The sequence below is a fragment of the Mangrovitalea sediminis genome (genome assembly GCF_002514725.1).
Taxonomy (GTDB): Bacteria; Pseudomonadota; Gammaproteobacteria; order Pseudomonadales; family Oleiphilaceae; genus Mangrovitalea; species Mangrovitalea sediminis.
On record NZ_NTLB01000005.1, the window covers coordinates 399,963 to 414,612 of the forward strand.

The 14,650-nt window shown below is 55.4% G+C and carries 16 protein-coding genes; 5 read left to right on the top strand and 11 right to left on the bottom strand.

Translation table 11 applies throughout. From position 1 onward, the window contains the following. Nucleotides 1-224: 224 nt before the first annotated feature. Together CLR77_RS14370 and CLR77_RS14375 are read right to left on the bottom strand one after the other, a co-directional pair. On the bottom strand, nt 225-707 hold the full coding sequence (locus CLR77_RS14370; protein WP_158227209.1) for a Panacea domain-containing protein: 483 nt from the start codon (nt 705-707) through the stop codon (nt 225-227). Nucleotides 708-923: 216 nt separating this feature from the next. Beyond that, nucleotides 924-1,634: an ArsR/SmtB family transcription factor gene (locus CLR77_RS14375; protein WP_097461351.1), complete on the bottom strand. Its 711-nt coding sequence runs from the start codon at nt 1,632-1,634 to the stop codon at nt 924-926. A 124-nt stretch (nt 1,635-1,758) separates the two neighbouring features. Here CLR77_RS14375 and CLR77_RS14380 point away from each other — a divergent pair, with 124 nt between their 5' ends. Continuing rightward, complete coding sequence (locus CLR77_RS14380) at nt 1,759-3,171, top strand: MFS transporter (RefSeq protein ID WP_198962773.1); 1,413 nt, start codon at nt 1,759-1,761, stop codon at nt 3,169-3,171. Between the two features lie 67 nt (nt 3,172-3,238). Here CLR77_RS14380 and CLR77_RS14385 read toward each other — a convergent pair whose 3' ends face one another. From CLR77_RS14385 to CLR77_RS14400, 4 genes are all read right to left on the bottom strand, one after another. Next, nucleotides 3,239-3,715, bottom strand: a complete 477-nt coding sequence (locus CLR77_RS14385) for a DUF1203 domain-containing protein (RefSeq protein WP_097461352.1) — start codon at nt 3,713-3,715, stop codon at nt 3,239-3,241. Between the two features lie 255 nt (nt 3,716-3,970). After that, nucleotides 3,971-4,585: a LysE family translocator gene (locus tag CLR77_RS14390; RefSeq protein WP_097461353.1), complete on the bottom strand. Its 615-nt coding sequence runs from the start codon at nt 4,583-4,585 to the stop codon at nt 3,971-3,973. Between the two features lie 44 nt (nt 4,586-4,629). Next, entirely contained in the window at nt 4,630-5,130 is a 501-nt protein-coding gene (locus CLR77_RS14395) for a DUF1579 family protein (protein WP_198962774.1), read from the bottom strand. Between the two features lie 341 nt (nt 5,131-5,471). Next, the gene (locus CLR77_RS14400) at nt 5,472-5,789 is read right to left on the bottom strand and encodes a PepSY domain-containing protein (protein ID WP_097461354.1); all 318 of its coding nucleotides are present in this window, start codon (nt 5,787-5,789) and stop codon (nt 5,472-5,474) included. Nucleotides 5,790-6,112: 323 nt separating this feature from the next. On the opposite strand from CLR77_RS14400, the gene CLR77_RS14405 reads away from it, so the two are divergent. The 3 genes from CLR77_RS14405 (at nt 6,113) to CLR77_RS14415 (ending at nt 9,174) form a co-directional block, all read left to right on the top strand. Beyond that, nucleotides 6,113-7,099, top strand: a complete 987-nt coding sequence (locus CLR77_RS14405; protein ID WP_097461355.1) for a YncE family protein — start codon at nt 6,113-6,115, stop codon at nt 7,097-7,099. A 250-nt stretch (nt 7,100-7,349) separates the two neighbouring features. Then, on the top strand, nt 7,350-8,141 hold the full coding sequence (locus CLR77_RS14410) for an enoyl-CoA hydratase/isomerase family protein (RefSeq protein WP_097461356.1): 792 nt from the start codon (nt 7,350-7,352) through the stop codon (nt 8,139-8,141). Nucleotides 8,142-8,199: 58 nt separating this feature from the next. Further along, nucleotides 8,200-9,174, top strand: a complete 975-nt coding sequence (locus CLR77_RS14415) for an alpha/beta hydrolase family protein (protein ID WP_097461357.1) — start codon at nt 8,200-8,202, stop codon at nt 9,172-9,174. 21 nt (nt 9,175-9,195) lie between these two features. Here CLR77_RS14415 and CLR77_RS14420 read toward each other — a convergent pair whose 3' ends face one another. Beyond that, nucleotides 9,196-9,831, bottom strand: a complete 636-nt coding sequence (locus tag CLR77_RS14420; RefSeq protein WP_097461358.1) for a LysE family translocator — start codon at nt 9,829-9,831, stop codon at nt 9,196-9,198. A 174-nt stretch (nt 9,832-10,005) separates the two neighbouring features. Beyond that, on the bottom strand, nt 10,006-10,923 hold the full coding sequence (locus CLR77_RS14425) for a LysR family transcriptional regulator (protein ID WP_097461359.1): 918 nt from the start codon (nt 10,921-10,923) through the stop codon (nt 10,006-10,008). Between the two features lie 183 nt (nt 10,924-11,106). Here CLR77_RS14425 and CLR77_RS14430 point away from each other — a divergent pair, with 183 nt between their 5' ends. After that, on the top strand, nt 11,107-11,811 hold the full coding sequence (locus tag CLR77_RS14430; RefSeq protein ID WP_097461360.1) for an SDR family NAD(P)-dependent oxidoreductase: 705 nt from the start codon (nt 11,107-11,109) through the stop codon (nt 11,809-11,811). Nucleotides 11,812-11,936: 125 nt separating this feature from the next. Here CLR77_RS14430 and CLR77_RS14435 read toward each other — a convergent pair whose 3' ends face one another. The 3 genes from CLR77_RS14435 to CLR77_RS14445 form a co-directional block, all read right to left on the bottom strand. Further along, nucleotides 11,937-12,509, bottom strand: coding sequence for an acyl carrier protein phosphodiesterase (locus CLR77_RS14435; protein ID WP_097461361.1), 573 nt, complete (start codon nt 12,507-12,509; stop codon nt 11,937-11,939). A 154-nt stretch (nt 12,510-12,663) separates the two neighbouring features. Next, nucleotides 12,664-13,365 (bottom strand): dienelactone hydrolase family protein, encoded by a 702-nt coding sequence (locus CLR77_RS14440; RefSeq protein ID WP_097461362.1) that lies wholly within the window; start codon nt 13,363-13,365, stop codon nt 12,664-12,666. Nucleotides 13,366-13,648: 283 nt separating this feature from the next. Further along, complete coding sequence (locus CLR77_RS14445) at nt 13,649-14,647, bottom strand: dihydroorotate dehydrogenase-like protein (RefSeq protein WP_097461363.1); 999 nt, start codon at nt 14,645-14,647, stop codon at nt 13,649-13,651. Nucleotides 14,648-14,650 lie beyond the last annotated feature (3 nt).

The window sequence follows — 14,650 nt, forward strand, 5'->3', positions numbered from 1 at the left end:
AATCGAGAAACCGTGCTTCCCGCTCGGCATTCTGGCTCCGGATTTCCTCAATCATTCCTTCAAACCGGTTAGGGAATTGACCCTTTTCCCGTGGTCCGGTTGACCTGCAAACGGCTGGAAAGTATCTAAGCGATTCAGTGATTCAAAAAGGTGATGTTGCTAACCGTAGCTCTCTGTATTGTGACAACAAAGGCAAGTTGAGCCGCCGCACCAATAATTCATAATTAAAGAAAGTCTCGAAAATAGCGTTGGATGCTGTCTTTCGAAATGACGGTGTCGCCTTTCTCCCCAGCAAACAAATCGTTTCGGCTCAGTAGCCACGGCTGCTGTTCAATGATGGCGGCTTCCAGTTGGTAAGTTGAGAGATTTCTGTAAATTTTAAAGGCCAGCTCTATGTGACGTTGATCGTCTTGACTGATGAGCGGGCGGTACGTTTTGTTTGGTTTGAAGTAAAGACTCTCTAAATCGAGAGGTGTTAGGAGGGGTGAGTAAACGTCTTCGAATCGAAGATGGATGGCCCGGATCGTCGGGCCACGAACCCAGCCTTCGAAATCGTCTTCAAACAGCGATATATCATGAACGGCCAAGTGCCACCCCTGCATGTAGTAAAGGAGCTTTTGGACTTTTGCCGAACTCAGAAAGGTATTTTGTTTATGATGCAGAAAAATGATGTGGTCTGTGATCGCGTGAATTTTATTAGGGTCCATTGCCTGTGCCCTCCTATGGTAGGGCTGAGTCTTTGCCAGATCATCATGTGTTGTCGCCGCGTTATACGGATTCACCGAAACACTATAACGCCATGCGGATAGCCACCTCCACAGGATAAATGGGTGCTGACTTAGCGCCCGGAACATTTAAGCCCTGCTTTGGAAAAAGCGGAGATGGAGCCCTTTCCAGAACCGCCAAAAGTTACGGACTGAGATTTAGGTCGGGCGATGGAACTGTTCCTGAACAACATCCAGGTGCCTGGCTAAAGCCGCCCACCCTGGCGGGGTAACATGGATGATTCGAGAGTTCTTCGATCGGCGTAGCCAGCCATTATCGCAAAAAACTGTGAGCAGTTGGACGCCGATTGGTCCGGCCAGGTGATGGTCGCGTTCGGTCCAGTCGAGACACTGGCGGGCAAGTCCGCGACGACTTGGGTTCAGCGCACAGATGTCGAGGCCCAGGTCGCCAAACCATTCGGCGCCCAAAGTCGTAATTTCAAACCGCTTGTCCTGGGCCGGAAGGATATACCCTTTCTCCACCAAGGCTCGGGTAACAGCGATACCCAGACGGCCGGCCAGGTGGTCGTAGCAGCGCCGGGCGAACTGAAGGGTTCTTGCCTCCTGACTGAGGGGTTTCTGGCGAACTGGATGCATTTGATTGATTGCAGCGAGATGCTCTAACGCCTGAGCGACATGGTCCCCTGCCAAACGGTAATAGCGATGCCGACCTTCGCTCTCGCACAGAAGTAATCCGCCGTCCAACAATTTAGCCAGATGCGAGCTGGCCGTCTGGGGAGTGACCCCAGCGACAAACGCCAACTCACCGGCGGGGCGGGCACGACCGTCCACCAATAAAGCCAGCATTGCCGCCCGCGATGGGTCAGCTATCAAATAGGCGACAGTGTACAGTTGCGTTTCAGGGCACACGATTTCACCTCCCAGCGACACAGTTCATGTTATCTGGTTCCGGCTAGGAATGCTTCGATCCGCGTCGAGTCATTGTGATCGACGGCGGACCTAAAATGGCGCCTCCGACAAAGGAGTGCCTCCAATGCAGCACCGTAGCCATCAACCAATGCCTGATGCGAGACAGGCAGATATTACCAGCCACACTATCAAGGACAGGAGAGGTCTCACACTGGTTACCCTTTGTCTGGCTGTGTTAATCGCACAGGTGGACACCTCTGTGGTTAACCTTGCCACCCACCCCATAGCCTTGTTCTTCAATGCTGGCGTCAGCCAGATACAGTGGGTGTTGGACGCCTATAATCTTACCTACGCCGCATTTCTGCTGACGGGCGGATTGTTAGCGGACCTTTATGGAAGGCGACGGATCTTTATGACAGGGGTAGGTATTTTTGCTGGCGCTTCGCTCCTGTGCGCGTTTTCACCTGCCATGGATCTTTTGATAACCGGTCGCGCCATAGCCGGATTGGGGGCTGCGCTAATGATTCCCGCGTCATTGGCCATTGTTCGGGTGGTTTGGACCGATGTCGGATCGCGGGCGCGTGTTTTGGGTATCTGGGCGGCCTGCAACGGTCTGGCCTTGGCAATGGGCCCGTCAATTGGCGGAATTCTAATCGACCATTGTGGCTGGCGGAGCATTTTTCTCCTGGTGGTTCCCCTGGCGCTGGCGGCGGTTGCATTGTCCCACCTGAGTATTAGGGAGTCGTCCAACCCGGAAGGTCGCCATCCGCAATTCATTGCGCAGGGACTGGGGATATTGGTATTGGGCGGACTGGCCGTCGCAGCGATATCTGCCCATGGGGCACCGGTGCATGCGATGCTTGCGTTGATAGTGACTGTGGTGGCTCTGACGTTGTTTGTCCGCACGCAGCATCGAGCCGGCTCTCGGGCGATGGTGCCGCTCGATTTGTTTCGCCAAGGACCCTTCCGGGGCGCCATGATTGCCACCGGCGGCATGACATTCGGTATGTATGGCGCCCTGTTTTTGGTGCCGCTGGTCTGGGAGGACACTGCCGTCCTTGGGCCGACAGGCGCGGGCCTGGCACTCATGCCTATGGCACTGGCGTTTGTTTTTGTTTCACCGTTCTCCGGTTTTCTGGCAGGTTGGCTCGGAAGCCGAATAATGACGACTGGGGGCATGATCGTCATCGACTCCGGATTGATATCCACCGGCTTGGGTGCGGGGCATGGGAGTTTGGCGGTTACCGAGTTGGGGTTGATATCCACCGGTGTGGGAATGGGGCTAGCCACTGGCCCGCTTTTCGGATTGGCAGTGGGGTCAGTATCCGCCTCCCGGGCAGGAAGCGCGTCCGCCTTGATTAATGTGGCGCGTATGGTTGGGGCAACCCTGGGCGTGGCTCTGTTAGGCACTGTTTTTGCCATATTTCAGGGTGGAGAAATGGGACTGGAAGCGGCCCTGCTGGTGGGGGGTGGCGTCCAGCTTGGATGCACCGCGCTAATGGCGCGGTCTGCAAGACTCGACGAAAGCGAAAGTTAAACTGCATGGGCGGTGGGGATTCAGGTGGTTCGTGCCGGCAACGAAAATTTTGGTATGCGCTGCATGGTCATTCAGAAGAAACGCGATCGACGCGACAGGCATAACAGCCATATTTCGCGTAGTGGAGCTGAATATACGCGGTGTTTTCGTCGGCCAGCATCTTTTCTATGAAGCGTTCGAGAGCATGGCCTTCACAAAGTTCGGCACCCATCATCATGTCAGAGTCGTCAAATGCGCGAAGGGAGATCATTCGCGACAGCAAGACATCCGGGATTTGATTGACCTGATCGTACCGATGGGAGGGATTTTCAAGAACGTAGACTGCGTGCGAAGCTTTATAGGGGGTGGAGGCGGGTTGGTGCATATAGTTTACCAAAATCAGACTCTCGCCCACCTTGGCGTCGCGAAGCTCGATTCGGTCCGGGTAGCGCGGTGAGGTTTCGGCTATCACACGCACTGCCCCGAGTTTTCGGAGATCATGGCTGGACATGCCGAACAGTGGTTGGAATTCAGAGGCATCTAATCCCGTGATCCGAAATGACATGATGGCGACTCCTTTGATGTTGGACTAGTCAACATTCTGGCAAGCTCGAATGCCGAGGTCTCGCTGGAATCGGACCTATAATTCACTTCGTACTGAGGATCGTCAGCTGAAGCCATTTAACTGCCCTGCACAACTTCATTGCAATCTTCCACAACCGGACACGTCGCCACCGTCACTTGGATGGTGTCAGTCCGGAAACCTTCGAAAGGCCTCGTCGTGAGGACAGAATCTGTCTACCGAGCTAGGGGCACTCCATCAAGCCTTTGTGACGAGGAAAACGCCGCAACCGATCAAGATACTTCCGGAGGTTACATTTAATGCTTTAGTGCTGCCGGAACTGTTGAACAGGCGACCCGCTTTACTGGCAGCGTATGCGTAAGCAGCCATTACGGACCCCACCGCTATTGTCGCTATAATTAATATCTGAATAACCTGAGTGTGCGTTACAGATTGAATGTTAATGAATGCGGGGAAGAAACTTACATAAAAAAGAATGGCCTTCGGATTGCTTAGTGTAGTGACGAGGCCGGCTGTAAAGTTCGCAAAAAAAGAAAGCTCTGCAACAGGCTCAACTTCATTGATATGCGCTTTTTTAAAAAACAGCCTGACACCTAAATAGGCCAAGTAAGTAGCACCTAATATTTTTATGACCACAAAAAATTCACCCATTGTGCTCGCCAACGCCGACAAGCCATAAATTGACAGTGCGATAAATATGTAGTCGCCAAAAACAATACCGAACACTGTCGCCAACCCATGCCTGAAACCAGATGTCATCGATCTTGCAACTACCGAAAAAACTCCGGGCCCTGGAATCACTGCTAATATAACCAAGGCTATAAATAGCGAAAAAAAACTATCGGCTGTCATGTTGCTTTCCTTCGTGACAAAGACTGAAATCAAAGCCCTTAAAATCAGGAAGTCCTGGTGTAACTTCCATGCATGACCCGGCTCCAGGTTTTGCCGTCGTCAAAGGAGCTTTCCAATATCAATCGGTAGCTTTCATCTCCAAATTGATCGTAGGTATGTCGCGTTTTCCCTCGAGGTGACGTTCTGATAAACATCAATTTCTCACCGTCCCACTGCCCCAATGCTGGAATTTCTGGCACAAATCCAAGACTGTCAAACCAGAACAAACGATAAGTGGCATTTTGTTCATCGAACGTAAAGACCGCATGTACTTCCAGCCAGGGCTTTCCATCTCGCACCGCACGATAATCTTGGGTCAGCACATAGTGGTTGAGTCCTTTTCGGGCGGAAATACGAGAAGATGCCACGCCACCTGCCCCCCACTTCGACGGAGCAATGATTTCCTCTCCAGCCCACTCGCCAACAAAGAGACTCAGACAATCTATGGATGAGGCTGTAATCATTCCCTGCTCCTCAATATCTTTATTAAAGGATTCTGCAACCATCGACAAGATTACCAATTGTCAGAAGCCACCGGAAACCCGCAAGGCAGCTCCTGTGATACAGGACGCGTCATTCGATAGTGGCCATAAAAGGCACTTTGCTATTCCATTGGTTCGGCTAATCGATGCATGGGCATTGGCAGCGTAAAACCACCGGGCTTTGTTATCTAGAACCTTTGTGACGCCATCACTGCGTTTTAAGCAAGTGCAGGGTTAATCGTTATTAACTATCCAGGAAGACGCGGCATTTCCAGGTGCGCCCAAAGACTGGGCGTGCGATCTCTCCTCTCGAAACATCACTGTGAATACAGGCCCCACTTTCCCTCCATCTATCTTCCGAAACCTCAATCGTTGTCGACGGCTTCAGAAGCGTTTTCCAGCACCTTGCCGGTCTTTGCGTCGACGCCGACTTCGTGAGTGATGTTTCCCTGACGAATATCGAAGGAATATCTCAATCCGCTACCGCCCTCCTCCTTCTCCAGTTCTTCCTTGAGGATTTTTCCGCTATAGGCGTGCGTCGCTATCGCTCTTGCCTGGGTTAACGATACGGTTGCGCTATGGCTGTAACGAGCACTGCCGGTCAAGGCCGCGAATGCGCTGGGTGAAAGACTCCCAAACAGCAGGATGGCGAGCGCCGCGTGTCGAAGTTGCGTCTTGGTCATATCTCATCTCCTCACAAAGAACAGCCCAACACGAGCGTGTTTGCTGCGGGGCTGTATGTTAGCCGCGAGACCATTGTGGGCAACAAGCGTTAGTGGAGGATTAGACATCGGAGCACCGCAAAGGCGGCAACGATCCTAATTGTCGACTAATCAACGCTGGCCAGACTGTGCCTGCCAACTTCAACGGATGAGGCAAATTTTTTCAGGGCCTGCGACGACACTCATGCCGTCATCTCGGCGGGGAATAATTGGGTGCTGTTTTCAATCAACGATAGAGAAGTCTGGTGACACTAGGAGTTGCCGGCGTTTCAGGGAGAATGTGAATGATAGCGAAACAGGTAACGGCATTGATCCTCGCCCTCGCGGCCGTATCCTCCGCCCGGGCCAGTGCGGCTGCGGCAAAGGTGCTGACCCCGGAGGCACCGATAGAAGTCTCAGCCAAAGCCGCAAGGTTCGATCTTATGACTGTGGACGCGTCACAACGTCGATTGCTGGCGGCCCACAGCCACGCCCACACATTGACGGTTGTTGATCTAAGAAAGGACGCACTGATTGGCGAGATCCCGGTTGGCAAATCGTCCGGCGTCGCGGTTGATACGATCGACAACAAATATTTCGTTGGTACTGAACACGGTGTGGCGGTTGTCGACCGGCGCACGCTGAAAAAAGTGGGCCTCATTAAAACGCCCGGGCCTGCCGACGCGATGATTTTTGACCCCGCAAACGACGAGCTGTACGTCGGTCACGATGATGGCAAGGCGTTGTGGATCATAGACGCGCATAGCAATAAGAGGGTTGGCCATATCGCCATACCCGGCGCGCCGGAATTAATGGCCTTGGATGCAAATGCGCACCACCTTTACCTGAACATCAAACCCCGCAATGAAGTTCTCGAGATCGACACGACGACGCATAAAATCCTTCACCACTGGTCAACGCAGCCGGCGAATTCGCCCCATGGCTTGGCGCTTGATGAGGACGCGCAGCGACTGTTTGTCGGTGGTCGCTCGGAAAAAATCGCGGTACTTTCGGCCGCTACGGGGGCCCCCGAGCAATCCATCACAATTGGCCGGGGTAATCACATTGATCAGATGGCCTACGATCCCCAATATCACCGCCTGTATTGTCCCGATCACGGGCGTCTGATTGTTATCGATACCCAGCCAACCTCGAAACCGGTTTTAGCGACGCTGGAAATCCCTAAAGGAACGCACTCCGCCACGTTTGACCCAGTCACGCACAAGGTGTGGATCGCTTATGTCCGCCATGGACATAGCTATGTTCAATCCTTTAAGCCCGCGATGCCTTAGGACGCGAAGAAAGGTTGCAAGGTTTCACCTCCCCGGTGAAACCTTCGCGTCAAGGCGAGACGCGACCTTTTCTTTTGCACCGAGGACCAGATGCCTAAATCCGCCCAGACGCCACATTCATAAAAATAGGCTATGGATATCAATCTATATTATCCATTATTAGTATTCTTCGTATCACGTTAGAGTGGTCTCCAGTTCACGGGAAAAGATGATCGGAAGAACAGCCCGGTGATGTGACTGGAGGTGCTTTATGACTAAGCTGGTACTCTACGAAACCCGTCAGCGTATCGCTTACATCACGTTAAATCGACCGGATGCCCGTAATGCACTGGATGATGGCTTGAACCACGCCTTGGCGGAAGCCTGGGTGCGGTTTTCAGAAGACAGTGACGCCGATGTCGCCATCCTCTCGGCTAATGGCAAGGCGTTTTCCGCCGGTGCCGATCTCCAGTCTTTTATTCCCCGTTGGGAAAGGGCCAGCAGCGCGGATCTTCGCAACAATGCCAGGGAAGGTTTGGGCGGCGGAATCACGCGGGGCAGGCACCGCCTTTACAAGCCGATTATCGCCGCCCTGCATGGCTATGCCGTAGGCGCCGGTTTTGAGTTGGCACTGGCCTGTGATATCCGGATTGCTTCCGATGACGCCGTGCTGGGAGTCTTTGAAGTGAAAGTCGGTCTGCATCAGGGTGACGGCGGCATTGTGCGACTCGTGAATATCGCAGGTGTCGGCGTTGCGCTCGATCTCACCCTGACGGGGCGCCCCGTTCCGGCCGAAGAGGCGTTAAGGCTCGGTCTGGTGAGCAGGATTGTTCCCCGCGCCGAACTACTGGAGGTGGCTGAGGACGTGGCAAAATCCATCATCGGCAACAGCCAGTTTGCCGTTCGTTCTGCCAAGGAAACGATTATGGACGTTGTTGGCCGGCAACTGGACGACGCCCTGCATCTGGAAGCATTGCACGGCTATAGCAGTTATGGCGACTTCAACGTGGTGAAAAGCCGCATCGCTCAATTGAAGGCGTCTTCGACGCGATCGCGTGACTGACGCAGGTACCTGTGCGGGTCAACGTAGAGGTTCAACACGGCTCCATCTTGAGAATTCTATGCCCCAGGATCCACAGCAGCAGAGAGTCCATAGACCCTTCACAGTAGTCACCGACGATGGTATTTCCTTAAAAGGGCGCTATTGGCGGCAGCCAGAGCGGGCCGTCGAGCGCCCCGTCGTTATCATCAATCCCGCCACATCGGTTATCTGCCGGTATTATTTCCGGTTCGCGGATTACCTCTTTCAAAACGGCTTTGATGTCGTTACCTACGACTACCGAGGCATCGGCGAGTCAAAACCCAGCTCCCTCAGAGGCTTCAGTGCAGGTTGGATCGATTGGGGACATTTTGATTTCCAGGCCGTCATGGATTTCGTGGCGCGGGCGTTCCCGGGTCAGCCCATCCATGTTGTCGCTCACAGTGTCGGCGGATTCGTTCTCGGACTGGCTCGCTCCAACCACCGCATCCGGCGCGTTATGACCGTGGGCGCGCAGTACGCCTACTGGCGCGACTATGCGCCCGCTCACCGGTTAAAGATGCTGGTGAAATGGCATCTGATGATGCCCCTGATGAGCTTGCCGTTAGGATATTTCCCCGGGAAAAGACTGGGATGGCTCGAAGATACTCCCGGAGGGGTCGTTCGGGACTGGGTTTTCAGTCGGCCGCGTTTTGAAGACACTTGGCGCGGTTTTTCCGGCCGCCGCTATCCCGGCAAGCAGGATCTTGTGCGGCGTTTTTCCCAAATGAGCGGGTCCACGTTGGCCTTGAGTTTCACGGACGACGAATTCGGCACCGTGCCGGCTATCCATCGCCTGTTAGCCTATTACCATGGGAGTAAGCGGACCCATCTCAGAATTGAGCCGAACGCCATCGGCGAGCGTTCCATTGGCCACTTCGGCTATTTCAACAGTCGGTTTTCCGGAAAACTCTGGGACATTGCGCTTAAATGGCTGCGCGACGGAACTGTTGTCGACCATTCCCCTGGCATTGTGGCGGCCTTTGATCCGGGGGCGGATGTCCCGAAGGCCGTTTGATGTCTCCTCGGGGCCGCACCCTCAGGCGCCTTCAAGGCCGACCAACGTCACCACAACGCTGTAAACCAGTATCCCCGCAAACAGCAGATTGACGATTCTCCATAGCCTGGGTTTTTGCAGCACACTCGACAGAGAGGCTCCCAGGACCAGCCAGGCGGTTTGGGTGGTCAATATCACCGCCGCGAGGACGGCCAACTTGACCGCGGTGTCGTGCCCTGCTGCTCCGAGTCTCAGCGTCGTTCCGGTATAGACGGCACCAATGGCAAAATAGGCTTTCGGGTTGACGACGGCAAACAGGAGCGCGCCCATGAAACTGGGGGCTCTCGCATTGTCGCCGGTTCCTGTTAACGGGGAGGCGCGCGCAATTTTATAGGCCAGGTGCAACAGGTATGTCATCGCCAGCCCAACCAGAAAAGGCGCCGCCCCAGGATAGGAAAACAGGAGGGCCACCAACCCGCCCGCAACGGCGAAAAGCACCAACATCGTTCCAACGATCATTCCTGCGACATAACGCAGCGATTGCCGAAAACCGAAAGTCGCCCCCACGGCGGTAATGCCCATCGTCGCCGGACCAGGGCTTCCCATCACCACAACACCGGACAGAAACAGGGACAGAAGCGATGGCCATAGCCCATCAGCGAATAGGGATTGATGCATGAACAGATTCCGAAGGACTGATAAGTAGAGGTCCTCAGTGTCCCTCAGCCCTCAGTTTTCGTATTGAAGGGTTGTGTCACGCGCCCCAGTCTGCAACACCGTCGGCAATCGCAGGATGTCTAGACCGTTTCCAGTCCTGCCCCAGAGAGCGCCAACGAGTGGTTTTGTCCGCTATCAGAGCGACGGCTGTTGCCGGCACACCGCCAGGAATAGCTGACGTAACCATCGATGAGCGGGGTCTGCGTCCATGCGAGGATGCCACATCTGCGACACCGTAATCCTCTCGGTCGTGACAGGAAGTTCAAATGCATACATCGTGGCTGTCGAAGATTCCGACTGAGATTGAAGGAGCGACGCCGGCACCAGCGCAATCAGGTCGGAAGCGCGAGCCACCGCTAGTGCCGCCGAGAAGCCAGGGACGATGGCCGTTATCGTTCGTTTCAATCCCAAGGCCGCCAGGGCGACATCAACCGGTCCGGTCGCCGTCCCCCTGCGCGAAGCAACAATATGTTCGAACGCAACATAACGCTTGGCGGTCACAGTCTTTTCGGCTTCCAATGGATGCCCTTTCCTCACAACGCCCAGGAAGCGGTCTCGAAACAGCGCCTGCAAGCGGACTTCGGGTCCCATTTGTCCGAGCACGCCAACCTCCAGATCGACCAGACCTTCCCGTAAGGGCTCCGGTGTCTTTTCCGGCTTTGGCACAAAACGCAATCTTACCCGCGGTGCAACCGCCGCTACTGCGGCGATCAGCGAGGCGCCGAAGGCTTCCACAAAGCCTTCGTTGGTGCGAATCGTAAAGGTTCGCTCCAATGTCGGGAAATCCAATGCTGTCGTTCGGGGTTGCAGCACCGCTTGTGCAGCCTGAGCCGCAGTTCTGGCACGCTCTCGCAGTTCTTCTGCATGCGGCGTCAGCACCATGCCTCTCCCCGCCCTTACCAGCAGCGGATCATGCGTTGTCGCACGAAGACGCGCCAGCGTTCGGCTCATCGCCGAGGCACTCAAGCCCAATCGACGAGCAGCCCCTGCCACGCTGCCCTCGGCCAGCAAGGCATCCAGCGCAATGAGTAAATTTAAGTCCGGTTCAGGCATGCCGACATCGTAGCACGTCGCTCCGCTCGCCTCACATGGCGTCTGGTGCATGTATTAAGTGCTTTTGCTGCGCCTACCGCCATGACTTTGGCCTCGATATAGTCGAAGAACCATCACGTTCATTGGTCGTCTCGGTCCGCCTGTTGGTGGTTAAGGATGACCGAGAGGCCGCAGGAGATTTACATGCAAAGTACAACTTCGACGAAAACGGCGCTGATCATTGGCGCATCCCGCGGACTTGGCTTCGCCATGGTCGACGAGTACCTCAAGAGAGGCTGGCAGGTGATTGCAACGGCCCGGAGCACCTCGCTGGAGAATCTACGTCGCCTCTCGGGATGCGCTGGCGAAAGGCTTGAGATTGAAACCGTCGACATTACTCTGCCCGGGGAAGTCGCAGCACTACGCGATCGTCTCAACGACCGTAAATTCGATCTGCTCTTTGTGAACGCAGGGGTCAAAAACGATGACCGGGAAACCATTGCCGATGTTTCAACTGACGAGTTTATCCGCGTAATGGTCACCAACGCGCTGAGTCCGATGAGAGTCATCGAAGCGTTCGAGGACCTTGTCCAGCCGACCGGAACCATTGGGGTCATGTCGTCAGGTCAAGGCAGCCTCACCAACAATACCAACGGGAATTATGAGGTGTACCGCGGTAGCAAGGCTGCACTGAATATGTTTATGCGCAGCTTTGCAGCACGCCACGCTGAAGATTCGCGCCCTCTTTTGCTGATGGCTCCTGGCTGGGTTCGCACGGACATGGGCGGTCCCCAGGCACGCTTGAGCATTGAGGAAAGCATTCCCAACCTGGTCACTACCATCGAATCCCAGGCCGAGAACCCTGGATTGCATTATCTGGATTATGCCGGTCGAGCGGTGCCGTGGTGAAGGGGGTCCCAGGTCCATAAGCCGCTGGTGAAGTGGTTGCCTGGCGAGGTATCCCCTGGCTTACAGCAATGTGTGGGTCTCGAAACACTGCGCACGAACTGTCCGGAGGGTATCGAAGGTGTCAGTCAAAAACCGCGGGCGTGTTGCTGTAAATCTGCGAAAAAAGCGATGAAGCGATCTTCGAGTTCGGCATTGTGACTCTGGATTTCAATGATGATGCCCTCAAACCGGTTCGGGAACCGAATACGCTGCGCCACCCGATCAAGGGCGTAACCGATGTTTTCGAGGCGCTGGTACTGGCCGAACCAGTCTTGAGCCGCCATCCGCCGCGTGACCCTGGCCATCGGGTCCGGCATCAGGTGCTCGTATTCTGCGAACTCCGCATACACCCGTTGGATAAAGGCTTCGCGATCGAGCTCGCTGAATCTGTCCCAATGCTTCAAGAGGTAATGGTCGTAGAGAATATCCAGCGCAACGCCCGCGAAGCGGCGGCGATCCTGAGAGAAAAGCCGTTTGCTGGCTCTGACCTGCGGGTGCCGATCGGTATAGCTGTCGACCGCACGGTGGTGCTGCACACCCCTTTGGAGTTCCGGTGTCAGCTCCTCAAGCGTCAGGCCCCTGGAAAAATCGCCAAGAATACTCCCGATCCTTGCTTCCGGGGTGTCGGGGGCCAGAAATACGTGTGCCAGGTGGTTCAAACGTTCTTCACCCTGTCGTTGGCCGGAAGCATTTCAGCAACGCGGTAATTGGATCGTTAACGAGCCTTCCCTGGCCATAGGGCTCAGTGCCGTATCCGGCACTGAAGCGCGGTGTCAGCTGACATAGCGCGGTTATACCATCACCGGCAAGCCATCAACTCAGGTGCTGACCGAAGAACCGGAGGGTTCTATCCCAGGCGAGCTGTGCCCAGACCGGATCGTACTGCGTAAACGCAACTCGGCCGGGCCCGACAGCAGTTTCATTGGCAAAGGCGTGCTGTGCGAGATAGCGGTAACCTTCGTAGTCGACACCCGCCTCTTTCAGTTTCGCTTCGAACGCGTCCACACTGGCGATGGGGAATGCCTGATCCTGCTCAGCCCAGTGCCCCATCAGCGGCCGGCCGGCGCCAATCTTGGCTGCATCGACATAGTCCAGCGGCGGGACGCCATACCAGATGACTCCGGCATCTGCCTCCGGTACCATCATCATCGAAAGCACGGTCAAAGCACCGCCCATGCAGTACCCGGTGATGCCGACCTTGCCGCTACCGATGTTGCGGGATTTGAGGTAGGTCGCCGCGCCGCGGATATCGTTGCTGGCTGCATCGCCGAAATCAAGGTTATCCATGAGGTGGTGAGCCTCTTCCTGCTCGACCGTACTCTTGCCACGGTAAAGATCCGGCACCAGTGCCGTAAGACCGGCACGGGCGAAGCGGTCGGCAACACCACGAATCTGATCGTTGAGCCCCCACCACTCCTGAATCACGACGACGGAACCGATAGGATTTTCAGCTTCTGCGAGATAGCCATTGAGGCTGTTTCCGTCAGGGCGTTCGAATTGAATGACATTACCCATTCTGTTGGTCTCCTATCATTATTGTGAGCGCGATTCGCAATTATTGAATCGATTGGCCAGGTACATACGTTAGTCATTGTGGTATCAGATTGTTACCGATGACAATTTCATTGTCTCCCCTTGAAGGGGACCCGCGTCAAATCACGCCGACGATGATTCGGGACCGAGCGCCCGCTACTCAGCCGCAAATGAACCCTGACGGTCGACCAGCCGCGGGAATCCAGAATCTCCTTGGCGTTAATGGCTTCGATAATGTCGGACTTCCATGTCTCTCCTTGAGGTCTTAGCAGGTTGGACCGGGCCAGGACTCCATAATCTGTAAGTAATTGGCACGCTCATACAGGTCTGGGCTGCGCAATTTGCACTGACTCATGCTGCCCCGCATTTGGTCGAGCAACAGTCCCCGTCCCTGCAGCCAGTTCTCGAGATGCTTTCTCAGCTCTCCGATGTACGCCGGGCCATGCCGGAGTAGAGCCGAAGTGGTCATCACCACATCTGCACCGGACAGCAGGTATTTGACCACTTCATCGCCGGTCTCCACCCCTGTGCTGGCGGCCAGCGAGCAGTCGATGCGTCCTGCCAGAAGCCCAAGCCAAAGCAGGGGAAGCCGGATTTCGTCGTTGTGGCTGAGCGCAAGATCCCGGCGTAACGACAACTGCGTTAGGTCGATATCCGGTTGATAGAAGCGGTTAAACAGGATCAACCCGTCTGCCTTTTCTCCCACAAGTCGCTGGGCCATGTGGCCTGGAGCGCTGAAATAGGGATTCAGCTTGACCGCCACCGGCAGCCGGGTTGCCCGCTTGACGGCCTGAAGGATGTCCAGATACCGCTGCTCCACCGCCTGTCCGTCCAGCGACAGGTCCGCCGGGATGAAATAGATGTTCAGCTCGATAGCGCTGGCACCGGCTTCTTCCAGCAATTGGGCGTAGCGTGTCCAGGCGTGATCGGTGATGCCGTTTAGGCTGGCGATGACGGGAATATCGAGCGCCGCCCTGGCCTTTCGTACCAGCTCGAGATAAGGATCCACACCAGCGGGAAACGCTGCCGAGGACGGAAAATAACTCAGCGCCTCCGCGAAGGCGTCCGAAGGCTGGTGCACCAGCCGATCCATCATCTCCACTTCCTGCTCGATCTGTTCCTCGAACATCGAAGGCAGCACCACCGCGGCGGCGCCTGCATCTTCAAGCGTTCGGAGGTTGCCCAGATCACGGTTGAGGGGCGAGGCCGAGGCAACCAGAGGGTTTTTAAGGTCGAGGCCCAGATATCGTGTCGAAAGATCCACTGT

What these genes read in the sequence shown, in the direction of transcription:
- CLR77_RS14415 (WP_097461357.1), top strand. Translation starts at nt 8,200, where the DNA reads ATGCCCCAGGATCCACAGCAGCAGAGAGTCCATAGACCCTTCACAGTA.
- CLR77_RS14440 (WP_097461362.1), bottom strand. Translation starts at nt 13,365, where the DNA reads ATGGGTAATGTCATTCAATTCGAACGCCCTGACGGAAACAGCCTCAAT.
- CLR77_RS14420 (WP_097461358.1), bottom strand. Translation starts at nt 9,831, where the DNA reads ATGCATCAATCCCTATTCGCTGATGGGCTATGGCCATCGCTTCTGTCC.
- CLR77_RS14395 (WP_198962774.1), bottom strand. Translation starts at nt 5,130, where the DNA reads ATGGTTGCAGAATCCTTTAATAAAGATATTGAGGAGCAGGGAATGATT.
- CLR77_RS14380 (WP_198962773.1), top strand. Translation starts at nt 1,759, where the DNA reads ATGCAGCACCGTAGCCATCAACCAATGCCTGATGCGAGACAGGCAGAT.
- CLR77_RS14370 (WP_158227209.1), bottom strand. Translation starts at nt 707, where the DNA reads ATGGACCCTAATAAAATTCACGCGATCACAGACCACATCATTTTTCTG.
- CLR77_RS14410 (WP_097461356.1), top strand. Translation starts at nt 7,350, where the DNA reads ATGACTAAGCTGGTACTCTACGAAACCCGTCAGCGTATCGCTTACATC.
- CLR77_RS14390 (WP_097461353.1), bottom strand. Translation starts at nt 4,585, where the DNA reads ATGACAGCCGATAGTTTTTTTTCGCTATTTATAGCCTTGGTTATATTA.
- CLR77_RS14425 (WP_097461359.1), bottom strand. Translation starts at nt 10,923, where the DNA reads ATGCCTGAACCGGACTTAAATTTACTCATTGCGCTGGATGCCTTGCTG.
- CLR77_RS14400 (WP_097461354.1), bottom strand. Translation starts at nt 5,789, where the DNA reads ATGACCAAGACGCAACTTCGACACGCGGCGCTCGCCATCCTGCTGTTT.
- CLR77_RS14385 (WP_097461352.1), bottom strand. Translation starts at nt 3,715, where the DNA reads ATGTCATTTCGGATCACGGGATTAGATGCCTCTGAATTCCAACCACTG.
- CLR77_RS14405 (WP_097461355.1), top strand. Translation starts at nt 6,113, where the DNA reads ATGATAGCGAAACAGGTAACGGCATTGATCCTCGCCCTCGCGGCCGTA.
- CLR77_RS14430 (WP_097461360.1), top strand. Translation starts at nt 11,107, where the DNA reads ATGCAAAGTACAACTTCGACGAAAACGGCGCTGATCATTGGCGCATCC.